Source organism: Sphingomonas ginsenosidimutans (genome assembly GCF_002374835.1).
Taxonomy (GTDB): Bacteria; Pseudomonadota; Alphaproteobacteria; order Sphingomonadales; family Sphingomonadaceae; genus Sphingomonas; species Sphingomonas ginsenosidimutans.
The window spans coordinates 81,216-97,453 of record NZ_NWVD01000008.1; the positions used below are offsets into that span (position 1 = coordinate 81,216).

Annotated in this window: 16 protein-coding genes and 1 tRNA gene; 5 read left to right on the top strand and 12 right to left on the bottom strand. The window is 70.2% G+C overall.

Annotated elements, in window-relative coordinates; genetic code table 11:
- Position 1: 1 nt before the first annotated feature.
- From pyrF to COA17_RS15035, 4 genes are all read right to left on the bottom strand, one after another.
- The gene (gene pyrF / locus COA17_RS15020; protein WP_096613558.1) at positions 2 to 676 is read right to left on the bottom strand and encodes an orotidine-5'-phosphate decarboxylase; all 675 of its coding nucleotides are present in this window, start codon (positions 674 to 676) and stop codon (positions 2 to 4) included.
- On the bottom strand, positions 673 to 1,020 hold the full coding sequence (locus tag COA17_RS15025) for a LapA family protein (RefSeq protein WP_096613560.1): 348 nt from the start codon (positions 1,018 to 1,020) through the stop codon (positions 673 to 675). Before COA17_RS15025 ends, pyrF begins: the two co-directional genes overlap by 4 nt.
- Positions 1,021 to 1,083: 63 nt before the next feature.
- Positions 1,084 to 3,402, bottom strand: a complete 2,319-nt coding sequence (locus COA17_RS15030) for a patatin-like protein (protein ID WP_096613562.1) — start codon at positions 3,400 to 3,402, stop codon at positions 1,084 to 1,086.
- On the bottom strand, positions 3,399 to 4,097 hold the full coding sequence (locus COA17_RS15035) for an endonuclease/exonuclease/phosphatase family protein (protein WP_066487569.1): 699 nt from the start codon (positions 4,095 to 4,097) through the stop codon (positions 3,399 to 3,401). Before COA17_RS15035 ends, COA17_RS15030 begins: the two co-directional genes overlap by 4 nt.
- A gap of 169 nt (positions 4,098 to 4,266) precedes the next feature.
- Between COA17_RS15035 and COA17_RS15040 the strand changes: the two genes are divergently transcribed.
- Entirely contained in the window at positions 4,267 to 4,938 is a 672-nt protein-coding gene (locus COA17_RS15040; protein WP_156445729.1) for an energy transducer TonB, read from the top strand.
- 152 nt (positions 4,939 to 5,090) lie between these two features.
- On the opposite strand, the gene COA17_RS15045 is transcribed toward COA17_RS15040, so the two are convergent.
- The 4 genes from COA17_RS15045 to COA17_RS15060 form a co-directional block, all read right to left on the bottom strand.
- Positions 5,091 to 5,166, bottom strand: a tRNA-Thr gene (locus tag COA17_RS15045).
- 19 nt (positions 5,167 to 5,185) lie between these two features.
- Positions 5,186 to 6,046 carry a hypothetical protein gene (locus COA17_RS15050; protein WP_096613564.1) on the bottom strand — a complete coding sequence of 287 codons (861 nt, stop codon included), beginning with the start codon at positions 6,044 to 6,046 and terminating at the stop codon, positions 5,186 to 5,188.
- Positions 6,043 to 7,425, bottom strand: a complete 1,383-nt coding sequence (locus COA17_RS15055; RefSeq protein WP_096613566.1) for a serine hydrolase domain-containing protein — start codon at positions 7,423 to 7,425, stop codon at positions 6,043 to 6,045. Before COA17_RS15055 ends, COA17_RS15050 begins: the two co-directional genes overlap by 4 nt.
- Positions 7,409 to 8,731, bottom strand: a complete 1,323-nt coding sequence (locus COA17_RS15060) for a replication-associated recombination protein A (RefSeq protein WP_096613665.1) — start codon at positions 8,729 to 8,731, stop codon at positions 7,409 to 7,411. The genes COA17_RS15055 and COA17_RS15060 overlap by 17 nt, the downstream gene beginning before the upstream one ends.
- A gap of 160 nt (positions 8,732 to 8,891) precedes the next feature.
- On the opposite strand from COA17_RS15060, the gene COA17_RS15065 reads away from it, so the two are divergent.
- Positions 8,892 to 9,524 (top strand): PadR family transcriptional regulator, encoded by a 633-nt coding sequence (locus COA17_RS15065; protein WP_096613568.1) that lies wholly within the window; start codon positions 8,892 to 8,894, stop codon positions 9,522 to 9,524.
- A complete protein-coding gene (locus COA17_RS15070) occupies positions 9,521 to 9,838 on the top strand; it encodes a DUF2218 domain-containing protein (protein WP_096613570.1) in 318 nt (105 codons plus the stop codon). Before COA17_RS15065 ends, COA17_RS15070 begins: the two co-directional genes overlap by 4 nt.
- A 4-nt stretch (positions 9,839 to 9,842) precedes the next feature.
- On the opposite strand, the gene COA17_RS15075 is transcribed toward COA17_RS15070, so the two are convergent.
- From COA17_RS15075 to COA17_RS15085, 3 genes are all read right to left on the bottom strand, one after another.
- A complete protein-coding gene (locus COA17_RS15075; RefSeq protein ID WP_096613572.1) occupies positions 9,843 to 11,012 on the bottom strand; it encodes a glycosyltransferase family 4 protein in 1,170 nt (389 codons plus the stop codon).
- A gap of 71 nt (positions 11,013 to 11,083) precedes the next feature.
- Positions 11,084 to 12,865, bottom strand: coding sequence for a cation:proton antiporter domain-containing protein (locus COA17_RS15080; protein WP_096613574.1), 1,782 nt, complete (start codon positions 12,863 to 12,865; stop codon positions 11,084 to 11,086).
- Positions 12,866 to 13,017: 152 nt separating this feature from the next.
- Positions 13,018 to 14,238, bottom strand: a complete 1,221-nt coding sequence (locus COA17_RS15085) for an NADP-dependent isocitrate dehydrogenase (protein ID WP_066485990.1) — start codon at positions 14,236 to 14,238, stop codon at positions 13,018 to 13,020.
- A gap of 130 nt (positions 14,239 to 14,368) precedes the next feature.
- Between COA17_RS15085 and COA17_RS15090 the strand changes: the two genes are divergently transcribed.
- Both COA17_RS15090 and COA17_RS15095 read left to right on the top strand, forming a co-directional pair.
- A complete protein-coding gene (locus COA17_RS15090; RefSeq protein WP_096613576.1) occupies positions 14,369 to 15,106 on the top strand; it encodes a phosphatidylserine decarboxylase in 738 nt (245 codons plus the stop codon).
- 1 nt (position 15,107) lies between these two features.
- Positions 15,108 to 15,923 carry a CDP-alcohol phosphatidyltransferase family protein gene (locus tag COA17_RS15095; protein ID WP_096613578.1) on the top strand — a complete coding sequence of 272 codons (816 nt, stop codon included), beginning with the start codon at positions 15,108 to 15,110 and terminating at the stop codon, positions 15,921 to 15,923.
- Here the strand turns inward: COA17_RS15095 and COA17_RS15100 are convergent.
- Positions 15,862 to 16,101, bottom strand: coding sequence for a hypothetical protein (locus tag COA17_RS15100; protein WP_096613580.1), 240 nt, complete (start codon positions 16,099 to 16,101; stop codon positions 15,862 to 15,864). The two genes, COA17_RS15095 and COA17_RS15100, sit on opposite strands and share 62 nt — an antisense overlap.
- Between the last annotated feature and the right edge of the window lie 137 nt (positions 16,102 to 16,238).

Here is a 16,238-nt window from a genome sequence, read left to right on the forward strand (position 1 = left end):
CCTACAGCGTCGCCTCGATCGCGCGCGCGGCGGCGTCGGGGTCTTCCGCCTGGGTGATCGGGCGGCCGATCACCAGGATAGACGCGCCGTCGTCCAGTGCCTGTCGCGGGGTGACGACGCGCTTCTGGTCGCCGGCCGCGCCGTTGGCGGGGCGCACGCCGGGGACCACGAAGAACCCCTTCGGCCAGGCGCGATGCGCGGCCTGCACCTCCACCCCCGAACAGACGATGCCGTCCAGCCCCGCCGCGCGCGCCAGATCGGCCAGCCGCATGACATGATCGTGCGCGCTGCCGCCGACGCCGGTATCGGCCAGGTCGCGGTCGTCCAGGCTGGTCAGCATCGTCACCGCCACCACCTTCGTGTCCGGGTGCGCCGCCGCCTTGGCGTCCTCCAGCATCGCACGCCCGCCGACCGCGTGGACGGTCAGGATCGCGGGCGCCAGCGGGGCGAGCGACTGCACCGCCTTCGCGACGGTATTGGGAATGTCGTGCAGCTTGAGGTCGAGGAACACCGGCAAGCCGATCTCCTCCATCGCGCGCACCCCCGCAGGGCCGTTGGCGCAGAAGAATTCGAGCCCCAGCTTCAGCCCGCCCACGTGGTGCCGCACCCGGGTGGCGAGCGCGCGTGCGCGTTCCAGATCGGGTGTGTCGATCGCGACGAAGATGCGGTTGCTCACGGCTGGACTCCGTTGGGGGCTGGGCCGGTGTCCGCGGGAACGGAGGGCACGGGGGGCGGGGGCGGCACCGGATCCGCGGCGCGCGCGGCGTTGAGCGCGCGTTCGGTGTCCAGCGCCCGTTCCGCGGCGGCAAGGCGCTGGCGCAGGCGGAAGCGGATCCAGTGCTGGTACACCAGCGTCGGGACGAAGCCGGTGAGGAAGGTCGCCAGCAGCAGTACCGGCAGGTTCACTTCCGCCACCATCCCGCCGAACAGCTGGATCGAAACGGTCGTCCAGTTGCCGAAGGTGAAGACCGCTGCGACGAACGCGAGCAGGCACCAGAACAGGAGCTTCAGGAATTGCATGGCGCGCAGGCTAGGGCGGTCGTGCGGATTTTTCCAGTCCACGGGCGAAACGACTGGGTGGGGTCAGCCGATTTCGCGGCGGAGGGTGTCGATCAGGCCGGTGGCGGTGGACAGGCGGGGGGCTTCCTCGTCGAGGATCGCGAGGAAGGCGGCGCGTTTGATCGCGGCGATGCGGCCGGCGCGCAGGCGGGCGCCGGGGGGCAGGGTGGAGACGGTGATGTCGATCATCCGCTCGGCACCGTGCAGCCGGCCCCACAGATAGTCGTTTTCACGATACATCCTGCTAAAAAACGCCCCGAAGTTACTGAATTGTATGCCCTTCAATGTCGCTTCCGCGCCGCCTTCGCGGATCGAGCGGGCGTCGTCGGGGGACACGCGATCGACCTTGATCGGATCGAATTCGTCGCTGCCCTCACCCTGGAGCAGCGGCATGGTGGCGACGTCGAAATAGGGAAAGCCGAGGTAGTTGAGCAGCATCGGACGGCGAATATCGCGCGGCATCGCGGCGAGCGCGGTGGCCATTCGTTCGTCGGTGGTGGCGTCGAGCGTGGTGAGATCGAGCGCGGTGCCGAGCGAGTCGAGCAGCGGACCGGCGTCGTCACGCAGGGCACGCACGTCGCGGCGAAGCGCGGTGCGGCGCTCGGGAAGGCGCGCATCGAGATAGGCGCTGAGCGAGTCGTAGATGGCATCGCGCAGCGGTGCGAGCGTGGTTTCGTCGGCCGCACCCTCCACTTCGGTGAGGCGGCGCGCCAGCAAGCGCAGGCGGCGGACGCGGAAATTGAGGTCGAAGGTGCGCAGGAACGCGATCATCGCGTCGCTGGCGCCGCCCGCGAACACCGCATCGGGGCCAAGACCGCGCGCCGCCAGCGCGGCATCGAGCCGCTGGCGCAGCCGCCCGCCGCGCCGCGCCGCCGGCTCCCCGCCGATCGACTGGAGCAGCGCGGCGACGAATTCGACCACCCCGGCGGCCTTCAACTGGCCGTAGCTGGTATAGGCATAGCCGGCGCGGTCGGCGGCGGCCTGTTGCGCGCGGCGACGCCATGCGACCAGCCGCGCGGGGGTGGGGCGGTCGAGGAACAGCGTGCGGCCGAACAGCCCCTCGATCTCCGCCTCCACCTGCGGGCGGATCGCCTCGGTGATCGCGCGCATCCGCTCGATGCGACGCGAGCGTTCGGCCAGCGCCTCCAGATTGTCGCGGATCGGCTGCTGGCGCGGCAGTTCGCTGACCGCGCCGATGATCGTCTGGAAGAAGCCGGGCGCGCCCCGCACCCCGTGTCGCATTCCGAACTTATGACCGGGCGAGGGATCGATATAGACGAAGCGGCGATCGACCTGGCGGCGCGCCGGTCGTTCGCGCAGGGCGTCGATCGCCGGGCGGAACGGCGCGTTGGCCAGTACCGATCCGTCGATCAGCACCGCCTTGTCCGCCGCATGCGCCGCGTCGTGCCGCGGCAGCACGCGCGACAGAAACGCGCGGCGCCCCGGCCACGACTGGCGCCGGGCCTTCAGCACCGCATCCAGCTCGGCCACGGTGAACGGCGGAAAGGCACCGGGAAAGCTGGAGGTGGCGCGCGCCGCGAAGGCGAGTTCCGGCACCGCGGCGAGCGTCTGCACCGCATGGCCGTGATCGGTGAAGGGGAACACCAGCCGGTGCTCGGTTTCCATCACCTCGGCGGGCGAATGGAGCTGGAGCCGTTCGGGATGGCCGCCGAAATCGGTGACGGTGACGAACAGGTCGAGCGGCTGGCCATCGGGCAGCAGCCGCGGCCCGCGCGGCGCGGCCGCCATGGCGTCGAACGCATCGAGCAGCATCGTGGTGAAGCCCGCGCCGGAAAAGGGCGGTTCGAACCAGCGCGAGCGGATGAAGTGCGACAGCTTGGCCTTCACTTCGTCGCGCGTGGCATCGTCCAGCGCCTCCAGTTGATCGGCGCTGCGCCCCGCCGCCATCCACGCCAGCGGCATCGCCCAGACCTTCGAGAAGCGCGAGGCGGGCGCGGCCTCGGCGTCGATCAGCCGTTCGACGTCGGCGCCGTCCAGCCACAGGTCGGTCAGCGGGTCGAGCGACTGGCCGCTGGCGATCGCCTGCGCCAGGAACACGCCATTGATTCCGCCCGCACTGGCGCCAGCGACGATATCGGGCAGGATGCGCAGCCGGATGCCGCCATGCGCCTCGATCTCGGTCAGCAGCTCCAGATAGACCTGGGCGCTGGCGCCGACGCATGCGCCGCCGTCATGCGCGGCGCGGCTGGCGCGGGCCAGGTGCCACACCTCCTTGGTGATGCCGTGCATATAGACCGCCAGGCTGATCCCGCCGTAGCAGACCAGCGCCAGCCGCAGTTCCTTTTCGCGGACGGTGTCGCGGCGGGGCGGGGGCGGCGTCATGCCAGTTCCAGTTCCGCCCAGATCGGCAGATGGTCCGACGCGGTGCGCGCCGCCGCGCTGGCATGGACGCCGCAGGCGGCGATGCGCACGTCGGGCGACACCATGATCCGGTCGAGCCGCGCGATCGGGCGGCGCGCGTGGAAACTGGGGCCGGTGTCCGCGAAGCGATAGTCATGGCCGAAATCGCGCAGGCAGCCCGACTGGCGGCTCCATTCGTTGAGATCGCCCATCATCACCGTCGGGCGGCGCGCGGTGTCGGCGCCGACCTGCGCCATGATCGCCGCCGCCTGACGCCGCCGCCACAGGCCCGACAGGTCCAGGTGCATGCCCACCACGCGGATCGTCGCATCGCCCAGTTCCACATCCGCCATCACCGCGCCGCGCGGTTCCAGCGCGGGCAGGTGGACCGGCGCGCATTCCACGATCCGCGCCGACTTGCGCACCAGCAATGCATTGCCGTGCCAGCCCATGCTGGCGGCGCGGACCGCAACGCCGACCGCCTGCCAGTCGCCATGTTCCTCCAGCAGATGCGCGGTCAGCACCGCCGCGCGGGTGCCGAAGCGGCGATCGGCCTCCTGCAGGGCGATGATGTCGGCATCGATCTCGCGCAGGACCTGCAGGATGCGTTCGGGGTTGCGGCGGCGATCGGTGCCGATCGCCTTGCGCATGTTGTAACTGGCGACCTTCACCTTCATGTGCGCACCGTAACGACCACCGCCGCCCGGCGGTTGCACGATGCTGTCACACAATCGTTACCAACCCGTCTTGACGTTACGGAAAGCTGGGCGCAGCCTCCGTTCTCGAAGTTCGTCGAGGGGCGAGCACGGGCACGCCGCCGATGTCTTCGGGACAGGAGAAGCTGCCATGGCCTATGCCGATAGCGTTCGCGGATCACGTCGCCTCTCTACCATTGCCGGTGTCGCCGCCCTCCATGCCGTCATCGGCTATGCCTTCGTCAGTGGGATGGCCATCGATGTCGCGGGACGGATCGAACAGACGCTGACCATTCGCAACATTCCGCTGACCGTGCCGCCACCGCCCGTCGACACGCCGCCGCCCGCGAAGCAGACCATGACGCAGGCGACCCAGCGTAGCGAACCGCAGGTGACCGCGTCCACCGCGGTCGACGCGCCCGCCGCCAGCTGGACCGTGCCGGTCACGACCTTCCCGCTCGACCCGCCGGTCATCGCGGACCTGCCGCCGCCGCGGCCGCTGCCGTCGGCCTCGGCAGCGCCGGACCTGACCCGCGGGGTAGCGGTGCGCGGCAACCGGGGCGCGTGGATCACCAATGACGATTATCCGCCCGCGGCGATCCGTGCCGAGGAACAGGGCACGGTGGGGATCAGCGTGGCGATCGGAACCGATGGCCGCGTGACGTCATGCCGCGTCACCGCGCCCAGCGGATCGTCGGCGCTCGATCAGGCGACCTGCCGCCTCTATGCGCAGCGCGCGCGCTTCACGCCGGCGCGCGATGCGGGCGGCGCGGTGGTGGAAGGGCGCTACAGCGACCGCGTGCGTTGGGAACTGCCGCGCTAGCAGTCGGCATCGTCATGCCGTACCGGGATCCACCGCACCGCGTCCCCACCGGCCGTTGGGGTAGTGGAACGGTGGACCCCGGATCGCGTCCGGGGTGGCGGGTTGCGAGGCGCGAGCGATGGAGGGAATGTCCGTCGTCACGCATTCCAGGGTGGTGCCGGTTGCAGGGATCGAACCCGCGACCTTCGGTTTACAAAACCGCTGCTCTACCAGCTGAGCTAAACCGGCATCGTCCCGCCCCCATGCGTCAGCGGACGCCGAAGGTCCAGCCCTCCGTCGCGGCGATCCGATCGGTCAGCGCGGGGGGATGCCATAACGTCGCGTCCGCGGCATGGCGGCGCAGCCAGGCGGAGGCCATGATCGCGTCGGTGGCGTGATCGTCATAGGCGGCGAGCGGCGCATGCGGCCGCGATCCCAGCGCGGCGAGCGCGGTATCGAGCGCGGCGGCATCGCGCAGCTTGCTGCGGCCGCGCGGCACACCCGCGGCGCGCGCGGCGATCGCGGTGTAGATTTCCACCATCAGCGCGCCGCGTGGCGGCACGGGGTCGAATGGCCACACCGGGATGCGGCCGGCCAGGTGGTGGAGCAGCCGCATCCCCGCGAAGCTGGCCTTGGCCACCTGCGCCGCGCCGATCGCGTCATAGACGGTCGACGGCTTGGTGGTGCCGTCTCCCGCCACCTCGCACGCGCGCCAGTGGAGGAAGTCGCGCTTCGCCCCGTCTGCGGCGCCGAGGTAGAAATGGCGTCCGCGCCGCGCCTCCAGGAAGGAGGCGGCGCCCAGATCCGCGTCGTCGCTCATCGCGTCGACATAGGCCCACAGCGCGCGGGCGTCGGGGGTGGCGACCGCTTCCCCCGGCAGATGCGCGCCGCGCGTCACGAAGGGTGCGGAAAAGCTGAAGTCGAACCCGGCCAGCAGTGCGTCGTCCCGCTGCCCCGCCAGCCAGTCGAGCACGCCCTGCCGCGACCAGGCGCGGCGATCGGGCGGGGCGACCAGCAGCGGGGCGGCATCGCCCGCGTCGCAGGTGGCGACCGCGATGCCGCGGTGGCGCTGGCCCTTCGCCCCCGACCAGTCGATCGCGGCGAAGCGCGTGAAGCGGGGCGGGGTCACCGCGCGGCGATGACCTCTGCGGCGAAGCGCGCGACGTCGAAGCGCGCGCCGCCGGGATCCTCCCCGCGGCGCACGATCACCAGCCGCTCGGACGGGATCACCATCACATACTGGCCGCGATTGCCCTGCGCCGAATAGCTGCCGGCGGGCAGCCCCTGCGTGGCGCCGAACAGCCAGATGGTCGCGCCATAGCCCTCCGCTCGGTCGGGCTGCGGGCCGGCGGGGGTGGTCATGTAGCGGACCCAGCCGGCCGGGAGCAGGCGCTTGCCCTGCCACACGCCGTCCTGAAGCCAGAACTGCCCCAGCCGTGCCAGATCGCGCGCGGTGGTGTAGACGTCGCTCGACAGGATGTAATTGCCCTGCCAGTCCGCCTCCGCAACGGTATGGCGCATCCCCAACGTGGTGAAGAGACGCGACGGGAGCGCGCGATAGCGTGGCTCGCCCAGCGACGCGCGCAGCGAACGGACCGCCAGCATGATGTCATTGTTGGCATAGCGGAACCGCTCGCCCGGCTGCGTCGCCAGCGGCCATGACGTCGCCTGTTCGGTAACGGTGGTGCCGCCGAAATAGATCGCGTCGGTGCGATTGCCCGCGGTGTCGCTGTGCAGGCCCGAGGACATGCGCAACAACTGGTCCAGCGTGATCCGCGCGCGCGGATCGGCGCCCCACGGGCTTTTCCATTCGGGGATGTTCGCGGGCTGGCGCGGATCGACCCCCGCCATGCCGACCAATGTCCCCGCGATGCTCTTGGCCACCGACCAGGTGCGGTTGGCGACGAACGGGCCGAAGCCGTCGCGATAGCGTTCCGCCACCACATTCCCGTCGCGCAGCACCACGACGCCCAGCGTCTCGCTGCCCGCGCCGAAGCTGCCGTCAAAGGCGCGCTCGACCGCGCGCGCCAGCGCCGCCGACGGACGCGGCGCGATGCCGGCGTCGCCCTGCGGCCAGGCGCGCGGATCGGCGCCTAGCGGCCCGGCGGGGCCGGCGGCGGGGGCGGGCGACACCGGGACCGGCGCGCCGATCGGATGGAGCGTGCACCCGCCCGCGCGCGTCCAGGTGGCGCGGCGCGGGGGCAGGCGGCGTTCGGGGTCGAACTCCACGATCACGCTGGCGGAACGCCGGTCGACCAGCGCGGGCAGGGCGGGGACGATCCGGTCATACTCCGGGTAAATGCCGCGCAGCTCGAGCTGCTCGACCTGCCGCTCGCCGCGCCCGGCGTTGAACACGCCGCCGCACAGAAACGACGCCTTGTACCCCGCCGCGATCGCGCGGGCATAGGTGCCGCGGTCGCTCTGCTGCACCGATTGCGGCGATTGCGCCGCCGCGGCGACGGGGGCGAGGAGGGCGAGCGGGAGGAGGAGGCTAGTCGGAACGCGCATGGCGGCGTTCTTCCCACCAGGCGAGCCGTTCGGCAACGCGCTTTTCGTAACCGCGCTGCGTGGGTTCGTAGAAGGTTTGCGGCGGCAGCTCGTCGGGCCAGTAGTTCGCGCCGGAAAAGCCGCCGTCGGCGTCATGGTCGTATTCGTATCCGGCGCCATAGCCGATCTGCTTCATCAGCTTGGTCGGTGCGTTGAGGATATTGGCGGGCGGCATCAGCGACCCGGTTTCCTTCGCGCTGCGCCACGCCTTCTTCTGCGCCATATAGGCGGCGTTCGATTTGGGGGCGGTGGCCAGATACAGGCACGCCTGCACGATCGCCAGCTCGCCCTCCGGCGAGCCGAGGAAGTCGTAGGTGTCCTTGGCGGCGATGCACTGCACCAGCGCCTGCGGGTCGGCCATGCCGATATCCTCCACCGCCGCGCGGATCAGGCGGCGCAGGACGAACAGCGGCTCCTCCCCCGCGGTCAGCATCCGCGCCAGATAATAGAGCGCGGCCTGCGGATCGGAGCCGCGGATCGATTTGTGGAGCGCGCTGATGAGGTTGTAATGCCCCTCGCGGTCCTTGTCGTAGACCGCGACGCGGCGCTGGAGGAAGGCGGACAGGCCGGCGGCGTCGAGCGGCTCGCGAATGTCGACCGAGAACAATGTCTCCACCTGGTTGAGCAGGAAGCGCCCGTCGCCGTCGGCGCTGGCGACCAGCGCGTCGCGCGCGCTCTCGGCCAGCGGCAGGGGGCGGCCCACCTCCGCCTCGGCCCGGTCGATCAGCTGGTCGAGCGCGGGGCGGGCGAGGCGGTGGAGGATCAGCACCTGCGCGCGGCTGAGCAGCGCGGCGTTGAGTTCGAACGACGGATTTTCGGTGGTGGCGCCCACCAGCGTGACGGTGCCGTCCTCCACATAGGGGAGGAAGCCGTCCTGCTGCGCGCGGTTGAAGCGGTGGATCTCGTCGACGAACAACAGGGTGCGCTTGCCCATCCGGGCGTGCTCGCGCGCCTCCGCGAACACCTTCTTGAGGTCCGCCACGCCGGAGAAGACCGCGGAGATCGGGGCGAAGCGCAGGCCCACCGCGTCAGCGAGCAGCCGCGCGATCGTCGTCTTGCCGGTGCCCGGCGGCCCCCACAGGATCATCGACGACAGCCGCCCCGCCGCGACCATCCGCCCGATCGCGCCGTCGGGGCCGGTCAGATGCTCCTGCCCGACGACCTCGCCCAGCGTGCGCGGGCGCAGCCGGTCGGCAAGCGGGGCGTCGTCGGAGACGGCAGCATCGGCAGGGGGCGCGGGTTCGAACCCGGCGAAGAGATCGGCCATGCGCGCGAACATAAGGTGTCGCGCGCCGTTCGTCATGCCGGTGTTGGGGGTGTTCCGTCCGCCGAATCGGTCCGGGCGTATCGATATTTCAAGATATATCTTGACGGGTAGCACTAAAGATATATCTTGGAGCCATCGTAACCGCTAACGGAGTCGCTCCATGTTTCGTTTCTCTACGGGTGGCCACGGCCGCCGCCACCATCATCACCACCACCGCTTCGGCCCGCGCGGCCCCCGTCCCGAGATGGACGTCGAGCGCTTCTTCCACTGGATCGAACGCCTCAACGACGGCGAGCAGCGTCGCGGCTGGGGCGGCGGGGGCGGGCGCAGCCGGCGGATGTTCGACGGCAGCGAATTGCGCCTCGTCCTCCTCAAGCTGATCGCCGACGAACCGCGCCATGGCTACGAACTCATCAAGGCGATCGAGGAGCTGACCGGCGGCGCCTATGCGCCCAGTCCCGGGGTCGTCTATCCCGCGCTGACCATGCTCGACGAGATGGAGCTGATCGCCGCGCAGGCCGCCGACGGCGCGCGCAAGCGCTTTGCGGTCACCGACGCCGGTCGCGCGCATCTCGACGAACAGGCGGAGCTGGTCGCGGCGCTGCTGGCGCGGCTGGAGGCGATCGGCGCGTATCGCGCCCGCGGGGAGGGGGCGCCCGTCCGCCGCGCGCTGGGCAACCTGCGCCAGGCGGTGCAGGACCGCGCCGGACGCCCCGACGCTTCGCCCGACACGCTGCACGATATCGCGGCGATCGTCGACGAGGCGGCGCAGAAGGTGGAGCGGCTGAAGTGAGCGTCTGCGTCGCCCGCGTGCCGACCGCGTCGGCCAGCCGCTATCTCCAGCAGCTGGCCAAGCACTGGAGTCACAAGATGGAGGTCAGCTTCTCCGCCGAGGAAGCGCGGATCGCCTTCCCCAACGGCGCGGTGCTGGACCTGCGCGCCGACAGTGCGACACTGGACGTCGTGCTGACTGTCCCCGACGATGGTCCCGACGATGGCCCCGACGATGGCGGAGTGGCGCGGATGCGCGAGGTGGTGGCGAGCCACCTCGACCGCTTTGCGTTCCGCGAGGCGCCGTTGACGTTTGACTGGCGGGAGCGCGCGTGATCCGTCATCTCGCGCGGGCGGCGAGCACCTCGCGATAGGCGGTCAGCACCGCCTCGTTCGCGGCATCCCAGCGGAAATCCTGTGCGCGGACATGCGCCGCCGCCCCCATCCGCGCGCGCAACGCATCGTCGCGGACCAGCCGCTCGATCGCGTCGGCATAGGCCGCCACGTCCTGCGGCGTGACCAGGAAGCCGGTGCGGCCGTCCTCCAGCAGGTCGACCGCACCGGTCGCGCGCGCTGCGACCACGGGAACGCCGGCCGCCATCGCCTCCGACGTCACCTGTCCCCAGGTTTCGGTGACGCTGGGGTTGAACAGCATGTCCATCGACGCGACCGCGCGGCCCAGATCGTCACCGCTCTGGAAACCGGCGAAGGCGGCATTCGGCACGCGCTCCGCGAACCATTCCTGCGCCGGCCCCTTGCCGACCACCAGCACCCGGTGCGGCACGCCGCGCGCCTCCAGCACGCGCAGCACGTCGGCGAAGACGCCCAGCCCCTTTTCCAGCACCAGCCGGCCGAGGAAGCCGACCGCGAGTTCGTCGTCGGCGATCCCCAGCGAGCGGCGCCATTCCATGCTGCGCCTGTCGGGATGGAAGCGGCGGTGGTTGACCCCGCGTCCCCAGATCGAGATCGGCGACGTCACCCCGAATTCGGTCAGCACCTCCGCCATCGACGGGGTGGGGACCAGCACGCGGTCGGCGCGGTTGTAGAAGCGCCGCAGGATCGCCTTTATCGCCGGCTGGATCGCCGCCAGCCCGTAATATTGGAAATAGGTTTCGAACCGGGTGTGGACCGTCGCGACCACCGGCACGCCGCGACGGCGCGCCCAGGTGACCGCCGCGTGGCCGAGGAATTCGGGCGCGGACACGTGCACCAGATCGGGCGCGAACGCCGCCAGATCGCGGCGGGGCCTGCGCGGCAGGCCGCGGCCCAGCCGATATTCGCCGCGCCCGCCGGGCATCGCCACCGCGGGCACGTCAACCACCTCGCCACGCGCCTCGAACGCGGGGGTGCGCGTGGTGGGGGAATAGACGCGCACCTGCACCCCGCGATCGAGCAGATGCCCGACCAGCAGATTCTGCGCCTGGTTCGCGCCGTCGCGGACGTAATTGTAGTTGCCGCTGAAGAAGGCGACGCGAAGCGGCGAGGGGGCGGGAGGCGACGGATCGGTCATCGCGCCCGGTTAGCCGCGATATGGGGCAAAATCGCGACGGCGGTGCCGCCGGCGCGCAAGCGGGTGCGGCGTCATGCCGCCGGCTCGATCTCGTCCTTGCGGCGGACGCGGCGGATGCGCGGTTCGCGGCCCAGCATCGCCTCGCGTCGGATCACCTGGCGCAGTTCGTCGCGCTTGTCGTGGATCGACGCGATCACCGGCCCCATCGCGACGCCCAGGTCGACCAGCACCGCCTCCGACAGCTGGAGCGAGCTTTCCAGCGTCTCAGGCACCGCATCGGTGACCCCGGCCTTGTACAGTTCGGCGGCGTGGATCGTGTCGCGCGCGCGGGCGATGATCGGCAGATCGGGGAAGGCGGCGCGGACGCGGCGCGCGACGCGCACGGTCAGCACCGGTTCGTCCATCGTCAGGATCAGCGCGCGGGCGCGCGACAGGTCCAGGCGCTCGATCATCTCGGTGCGGGACACGTCGCCGAAGATGATCGGATAGCCCGCATCGCGCGCGGCGGCGACGGCGTCGATATCCGCCTCCACCGCGACATAGGGCTGGTCGTGGCGCGCCAGCATGTCCGCCACCAGCCGCCCGACGCGGCCGAAGCCGAATACCACCGCGCGCGTGCCGTCGGCATGGTCGATCGTGTCGGGCACCGGCGCGCGTCCCTCCAGCCGGCGTGACACCGCGCTGCCCAGCTGCGCCAGCAGCGGCGTGATCGTCAGCCCGATCGCGGTCACCGTCTGCCAGAAATTGGCGGTCGATGCCTGGATCAGCTGCGCCTGTGCCGCGGTGGCGAGCACGATCAGCGTGGTTTCCGACGGGCTGCCCATCAGCAGACCGGTTTCGGCCGCGACGCCGGGCCGCGCCTGCGCCACGCGCAGCAGCAGATAGGTGACCACCGCCTTGACCGCGACGACGCCGACGACGGCGGCCAGCAGCGCCGCCCAGTTGGCGAGGATCAGCGACAGGTCCAGGCTCATCCCCACGGTGATGAGGAACACGCCCAGCGCCAACCCCTTGAACGGGGCGGTCATCACCTCGACCTCGGTATGATATTCGGTCTCGGCGATCAGCAGCCCGGCCAGTAGCGCGCCGACGATCGGCGACAGGCCGGCGGCGGTGGTCGCGACGCTGGCGATAATGACGACCAGCAGCGAGGCGGCGAGGAACAGCTCCGGGCTCTTCGTGCGCGCCGCCTGCGCGAACAGCCGCGGCAGGACCAGCCGGCCGCCGACGTACATCGCCACCACCGTCAGCCCGCCGCGCAGCGCGACCCCGGCGATCCCGGCCCAGCCCTCGGCGCTCGCGGTCGGCGCCATCGCGCCCAGCGCGAAGATGATCGGGACCAGCGCCAGATCCTCGAACAACAGCATCGCGAACGCGCCGCGCCCGACCGGACTGGTCGTCCCCACCAGCGGCAGCACCAGCGCGGTGGAGGACAGGGCGAGCGCCAGGCCCAGCCCCGCCGACCCGCCCCAGCTCTGCCCCAGCCAGTGCAGCGCCACGCCGATCAGCAGCGCCGAGCCGAGCAGTTCGGCCGCGCCGGTGCCGAACACCAGCCGCCTGAGGTTCCACAATCGCTTGAACGACAGTTCCAGCCCGATCGAGAACAGCAGCAGGACGATGCCGAATTCGGCGAACGGCGCGATCGATTCCGGGTCCGATATGGTCAGGTAATAGAGCCACGGCGCCTGCGGCACCAGCGACCCCAGGCCCGCCGGCCCGACCAGTGCGCCCACCAGGATGAAGCCGATCACCGGGCTGATGCGAAACCGCGCGAACGCGGGGATCACCAGCCCCGCCGCACCCAGCACCACCAGCGCGTCCGAGAAACCATGATTGTCGAGACCGATCGCCATGGGCCGGACCCTAGGCGGAGCGGGGGCGGGTTGTCAGCCGTTAACCGACCGGATCGCGCCGGCCGTAACGAAAAGCGCCGCCGCGATCGGTGCGATCGCGGCGGCGCCCCCGTCGATGGTGGCGGCGCGGGCGGTGCCGCGCCGCGCGGGCCTCAGGCCCAGTTGGCCATCTTGTTCTCCAGGTTGACGCGCACCGCCTCGAAGAACTGCTCGGTCGTCATCCACTTCTGGTCCGGGCCGATCAGGATCGCCAGATCCTTGGTCATGTCCCCGTTCTCGACCGTCTCGATGCACACCTGCTCCAGCGTCTCGGCGAAGCGGGTGACGTCGGGCGTGCCGTCGAACTTGCCGCGATACTTGAGGCCGCCGGTCCAGGCGAAGATCGACGCGATCGGGTTGGTCGATGTCGCCTTGCCCTGCTGGTGCTGGCGGAAGTGGCGGGTGACGGTGCCGTGCGCGGCCTCCGCCTCGATCGTCTTGCCGTCCGGGGTCATCAGCACCGAGGTCATCAGCCCCAGCGAGCCGAAGCCCTGCGCGACCTGGTCCGACTGGACGTCGCCGTCATAGTTCTTGCACGCCCATACGAATTCGCCGTTCCACTTCAGCGCACTGGCGACCATGTCGTCGATCAGGCGGTGTTCGTAGACGATGCCGGCTTCCTTGAACGCATCCTTGAACTCGGCCTCGAACACCTCGGCGAAGATGTCCTTGAAGCGGCCGTCATACGCCTTGAGGATGGTGTTCTTGGTCGACAGGTACACCGGCCAGCCGCGGCCCAGGCCGTAGTTCATCGACGCGCGCGCGAAATCGCGGATCGATTCGTCGAGGTTGTACATGCCCATCGCGACGCCGGCGCCGGGGAAGTTGAACACCTCCTCCTCGATCGTCTCGCCGTTCTCGCCTTCCCACTTCATCGTCAGGCGGCCCTTGCCGGGCACCTTGAAATCGGTGGCCTTGTACTGGTCGCCGAACGCATGGCGGCCGACGACGATCGGGTGCGTCCAGCCGGGGATCAGCCGCGGCACGTTGCGGATCACGATCGGTTCGCGGAAGACGACGCCGCCCAGGATGTTGCGGATCGTGCCGTTGGGCGACTTCCACATCTTCTTGAGCTTGAATTCCTCGACGCGCGCCTCGTCCGGGGTGATCGTGGCGCACTTCACGCCGACGCCGTACTTCTGGATCGCCAGCGCGGAATCGGTCGTCACCTTGTCTTCGGTGCGGTCGCGCTCCTCGACGCCCAGATCGTAATAATCGAGGTCGATGTCGAGATACGGCTTGATCAGGCGCTCGCGGATCCATTCCCAGATGATCCGCGTCATCTCGTCGCCGTCGATCTCCACGACGGGCGTCTTCACCTTGATCTTGGCCATATGCGCTTCCTTTTGAGGGAGGTTTGGCGGGGTCGATACGGGGAAGGGGGCGGGGGATCAAGGCACGCCGCCCACCACGCCGGCCGCGGGAAGCGTTGTCACCGCGCGCCGGGACCGATAGACCGCGGGCATGACTTCTCTCGACAAGCCGCCGCAGCACGGCGGGATACCCGTCACCACGACCGTCAAATGGCGTTTCCCCGCCGTCCATCCGGAGGGGCAGAAATTCACCGCGATCTCGTTCGGCATCACGTTGCTGATGACGATCGTGTCGAAGGTGTTCTTCTGGCCGTTCCTGGGCATCACCCTGTGGGTGGCGGCGTTCTTCCGCGATCCGGTGCGCGCGACGCCGGTGGGCGACGATCTGATCGTCTCCCCCGCCGACGGACTGGTGACGATGATCGAGCGCGTGCCCGTCCCCCGCGAGCTGGTAGGCGATCTGGGCGAGGCGCCGATGGTGCGCGTGTCGGTGTTCATGTCGGTGTTCGACGTGCACATCAACCGATCGCCGATCGCGGGCACGATCCGGCAGGTCGTCTATATCTCGGGCAAGTTCCTCAACGCCGATCTCGACAAGGCATCGGAAGAGAACGAGCGCCAGCATTTCGTGGTCGAGGGGTTCGACGGGCGCAAGGTCGGCTTCACGCAGATCGCCGGGCTGGTCGCGCGGCGGATCGTCGCCTTCGCCAAGATCGGCGATATCGTCGGCGCCGGGCAGCGCGTCGGGCTGATCCGCTTCGGCAGCCGCGTCGACGTGTTCCTGCCGGAAGGCTGCGTACCGCAAGTGGCGCTGGGGCAGCGCGCGATCGCGGGCGAGACGGTGCTGGGCCGCTTCGGCGGCACCCCGGTCAGCGCGATCGCGCAATAGGATGCGCGCCCCGCTCCCCCGCCGGACGCTCGGCCGCCGCCCGGTCGGCGGACTGCCGCTGCGCTCGGTCGCCCCCAATGCGGTGACCGCGCTGGCGCTGTGTTCCGGCCTGTCGGGCATCCGCTTCGCCATTTCCGGGAATTGGGAACTGGCGGTGGTGATGGTACTGGTCGCGGGAGTGCTCGACGGGCTGGACGGGCGCGTCGCGCGGATGCTGCACGGCGAAAGCCGGTTCGGCGCTGAGTTGGATTCGCTGTCCGACGCGATCTCCTTCGGCGTGTCGCCGGCGCTGATCGTCTATCTGTGGTCGCTCAACACGCTGCCGCGGTTCGGATGGATGGCGGCGCTGGTGCTGGCGGTGTTCTGCGCGCTGCGGCTCGCCCGCTTCAACGCCGCAATAGATGCGGCTGAACAGCCGCACAAGTCGGCCGGATTCCTGACCGGCGTGCCCGCCCCGGCGGGCGCGGCGCTGGCGCTGCTGCCGCTGTTCCTGTGGTTCGTGACCGAGGCGCCGATCCTGCGCGATCCGCGGCTGGTGGCGCCATGGACGATCTTCGTCGCGCTGCTGATGGTGTCGAGCATCGCGACCTTTTCCTGGACGTCGCTGCGGCTGCGGCGCAACATCCGGTTCGAGGCGATCGCGGTCGTGGTCCTGGTGGGTGCCGCCGCGGTCAGCGCGCCGTGGCAGACCGCCGCGGCCGGCGGCGTCGCCTATCTGTTCGCGATCCCGTTCAGCATCGCAAGCTATGGCCGGATCAAGCGGCTTCGCGCTGGCGCACCGGCCGGCCCTGCACCGTCGGCCCCGCCCAGCGCCTGACCGCGATCCGGCGTTCCGCCTGGACCAGCACCGCCAGCGGTTCGAACCGCGCCGTCTCCGGCTGGCCGCGCAGTACCGCGACGATGCGCGCCATGTTCGGCGCGAGCGTCGCGGCCATCGCATAGCCCGCCAGCGTCAGCGCGCCGCCGAAGATCATCACTGCCAGAACCGTCGCCATCGTCCGCCTCCTGAAAATCCCACGCGAACCCGAGCACGCCAATCACCGGAATCCCTGCTTGGTTCCCGGACATTCGTTCCGAAGCGGCACTTTGTGTCGCAGCCCCGTAACGAAACCCGCCGTGAGTTCGCTCTCTG

What these genes read in the sequence shown, in the direction of transcription:
- COA17_RS15025 (WP_096613560.1), bottom strand. Translation starts at nt 1,020, where the DNA reads ATGCAATTCCTGAAGCTCCTGTTCTGGTGCCTGCTCGCGTTCGTCGCA.
- COA17_RS15030 (WP_096613562.1), bottom strand. Translation starts at nt 3,402, where the DNA reads ATGACGCCGCCCCCGCCCCGCCGCGACACCGTCCGCGAAAAGGAACTG.
- COA17_RS15035 (WP_066487569.1), bottom strand. Translation starts at nt 4,097, where the DNA reads ATGAAGGTGAAGGTCGCCAGTTACAACATGCGCAAGGCGATCGGCACC.
- COA17_RS15040 (WP_156445729.1), top strand. Translation starts at nt 4,267, where the DNA reads ATGGCCTATGCCGATAGCGTTCGCGGATCACGTCGCCTCTCTACCATT.
- COA17_RS15055 (WP_096613566.1), bottom strand. Translation starts at nt 7,425, where the DNA reads ATGCGCGTTCCGACTAGCCTCCTCCTCCCGCTCGCCCTCCTCGCCCCC.
- COA17_RS15060 (WP_096613665.1), bottom strand. Translation starts at nt 8,731, where the DNA reads ATGGCCGATCTCTTCGCCGGGTTCGAACCCGCGCCCCCTGCCGATGCT.
- COA17_RS15065 (WP_096613568.1), top strand. Translation starts at nt 8,892, where the DNA reads ATGTTTCGTTTCTCTACGGGTGGCCACGGCCGCCGCCACCATCATCAC.
- COA17_RS15075 (WP_096613572.1), bottom strand. Translation starts at nt 11,012, where the DNA reads ATGACCGATCCGTCGCCTCCCGCCCCCTCGCCGCTTCGCGTCGCCTTC.
- COA17_RS15080 (WP_096613574.1), bottom strand. Translation starts at nt 12,865, where the DNA reads ATGGCGATCGGTCTCGACAATCATGGTTTCTCGGACGCGCTGGTGGTG.
- COA17_RS15085 (WP_066485990.1), bottom strand. Translation starts at nt 14,238, where the DNA reads ATGGCCAAGATCAAGGTGAAGACGCCCGTCGTGGAGATCGACGGCGAC.
- COA17_RS15090 (WP_096613576.1), top strand. Translation starts at nt 14,369, where the DNA reads ATGACTTCTCTCGACAAGCCGCCGCAGCACGGCGGGATACCCGTCACC.
- COA17_RS15095 (WP_096613578.1), top strand. Translation starts at nt 15,108, where the DNA reads ATGCGCGCCCCGCTCCCCCGCCGGACGCTCGGCCGCCGCCCGGTCGGC.
- COA17_RS15100 (WP_096613580.1), bottom strand. Translation starts at nt 16,101, where the DNA reads ATGGCGACGGTTCTGGCAGTGATGATCTTCGGCGGCGCGCTGACGCTG.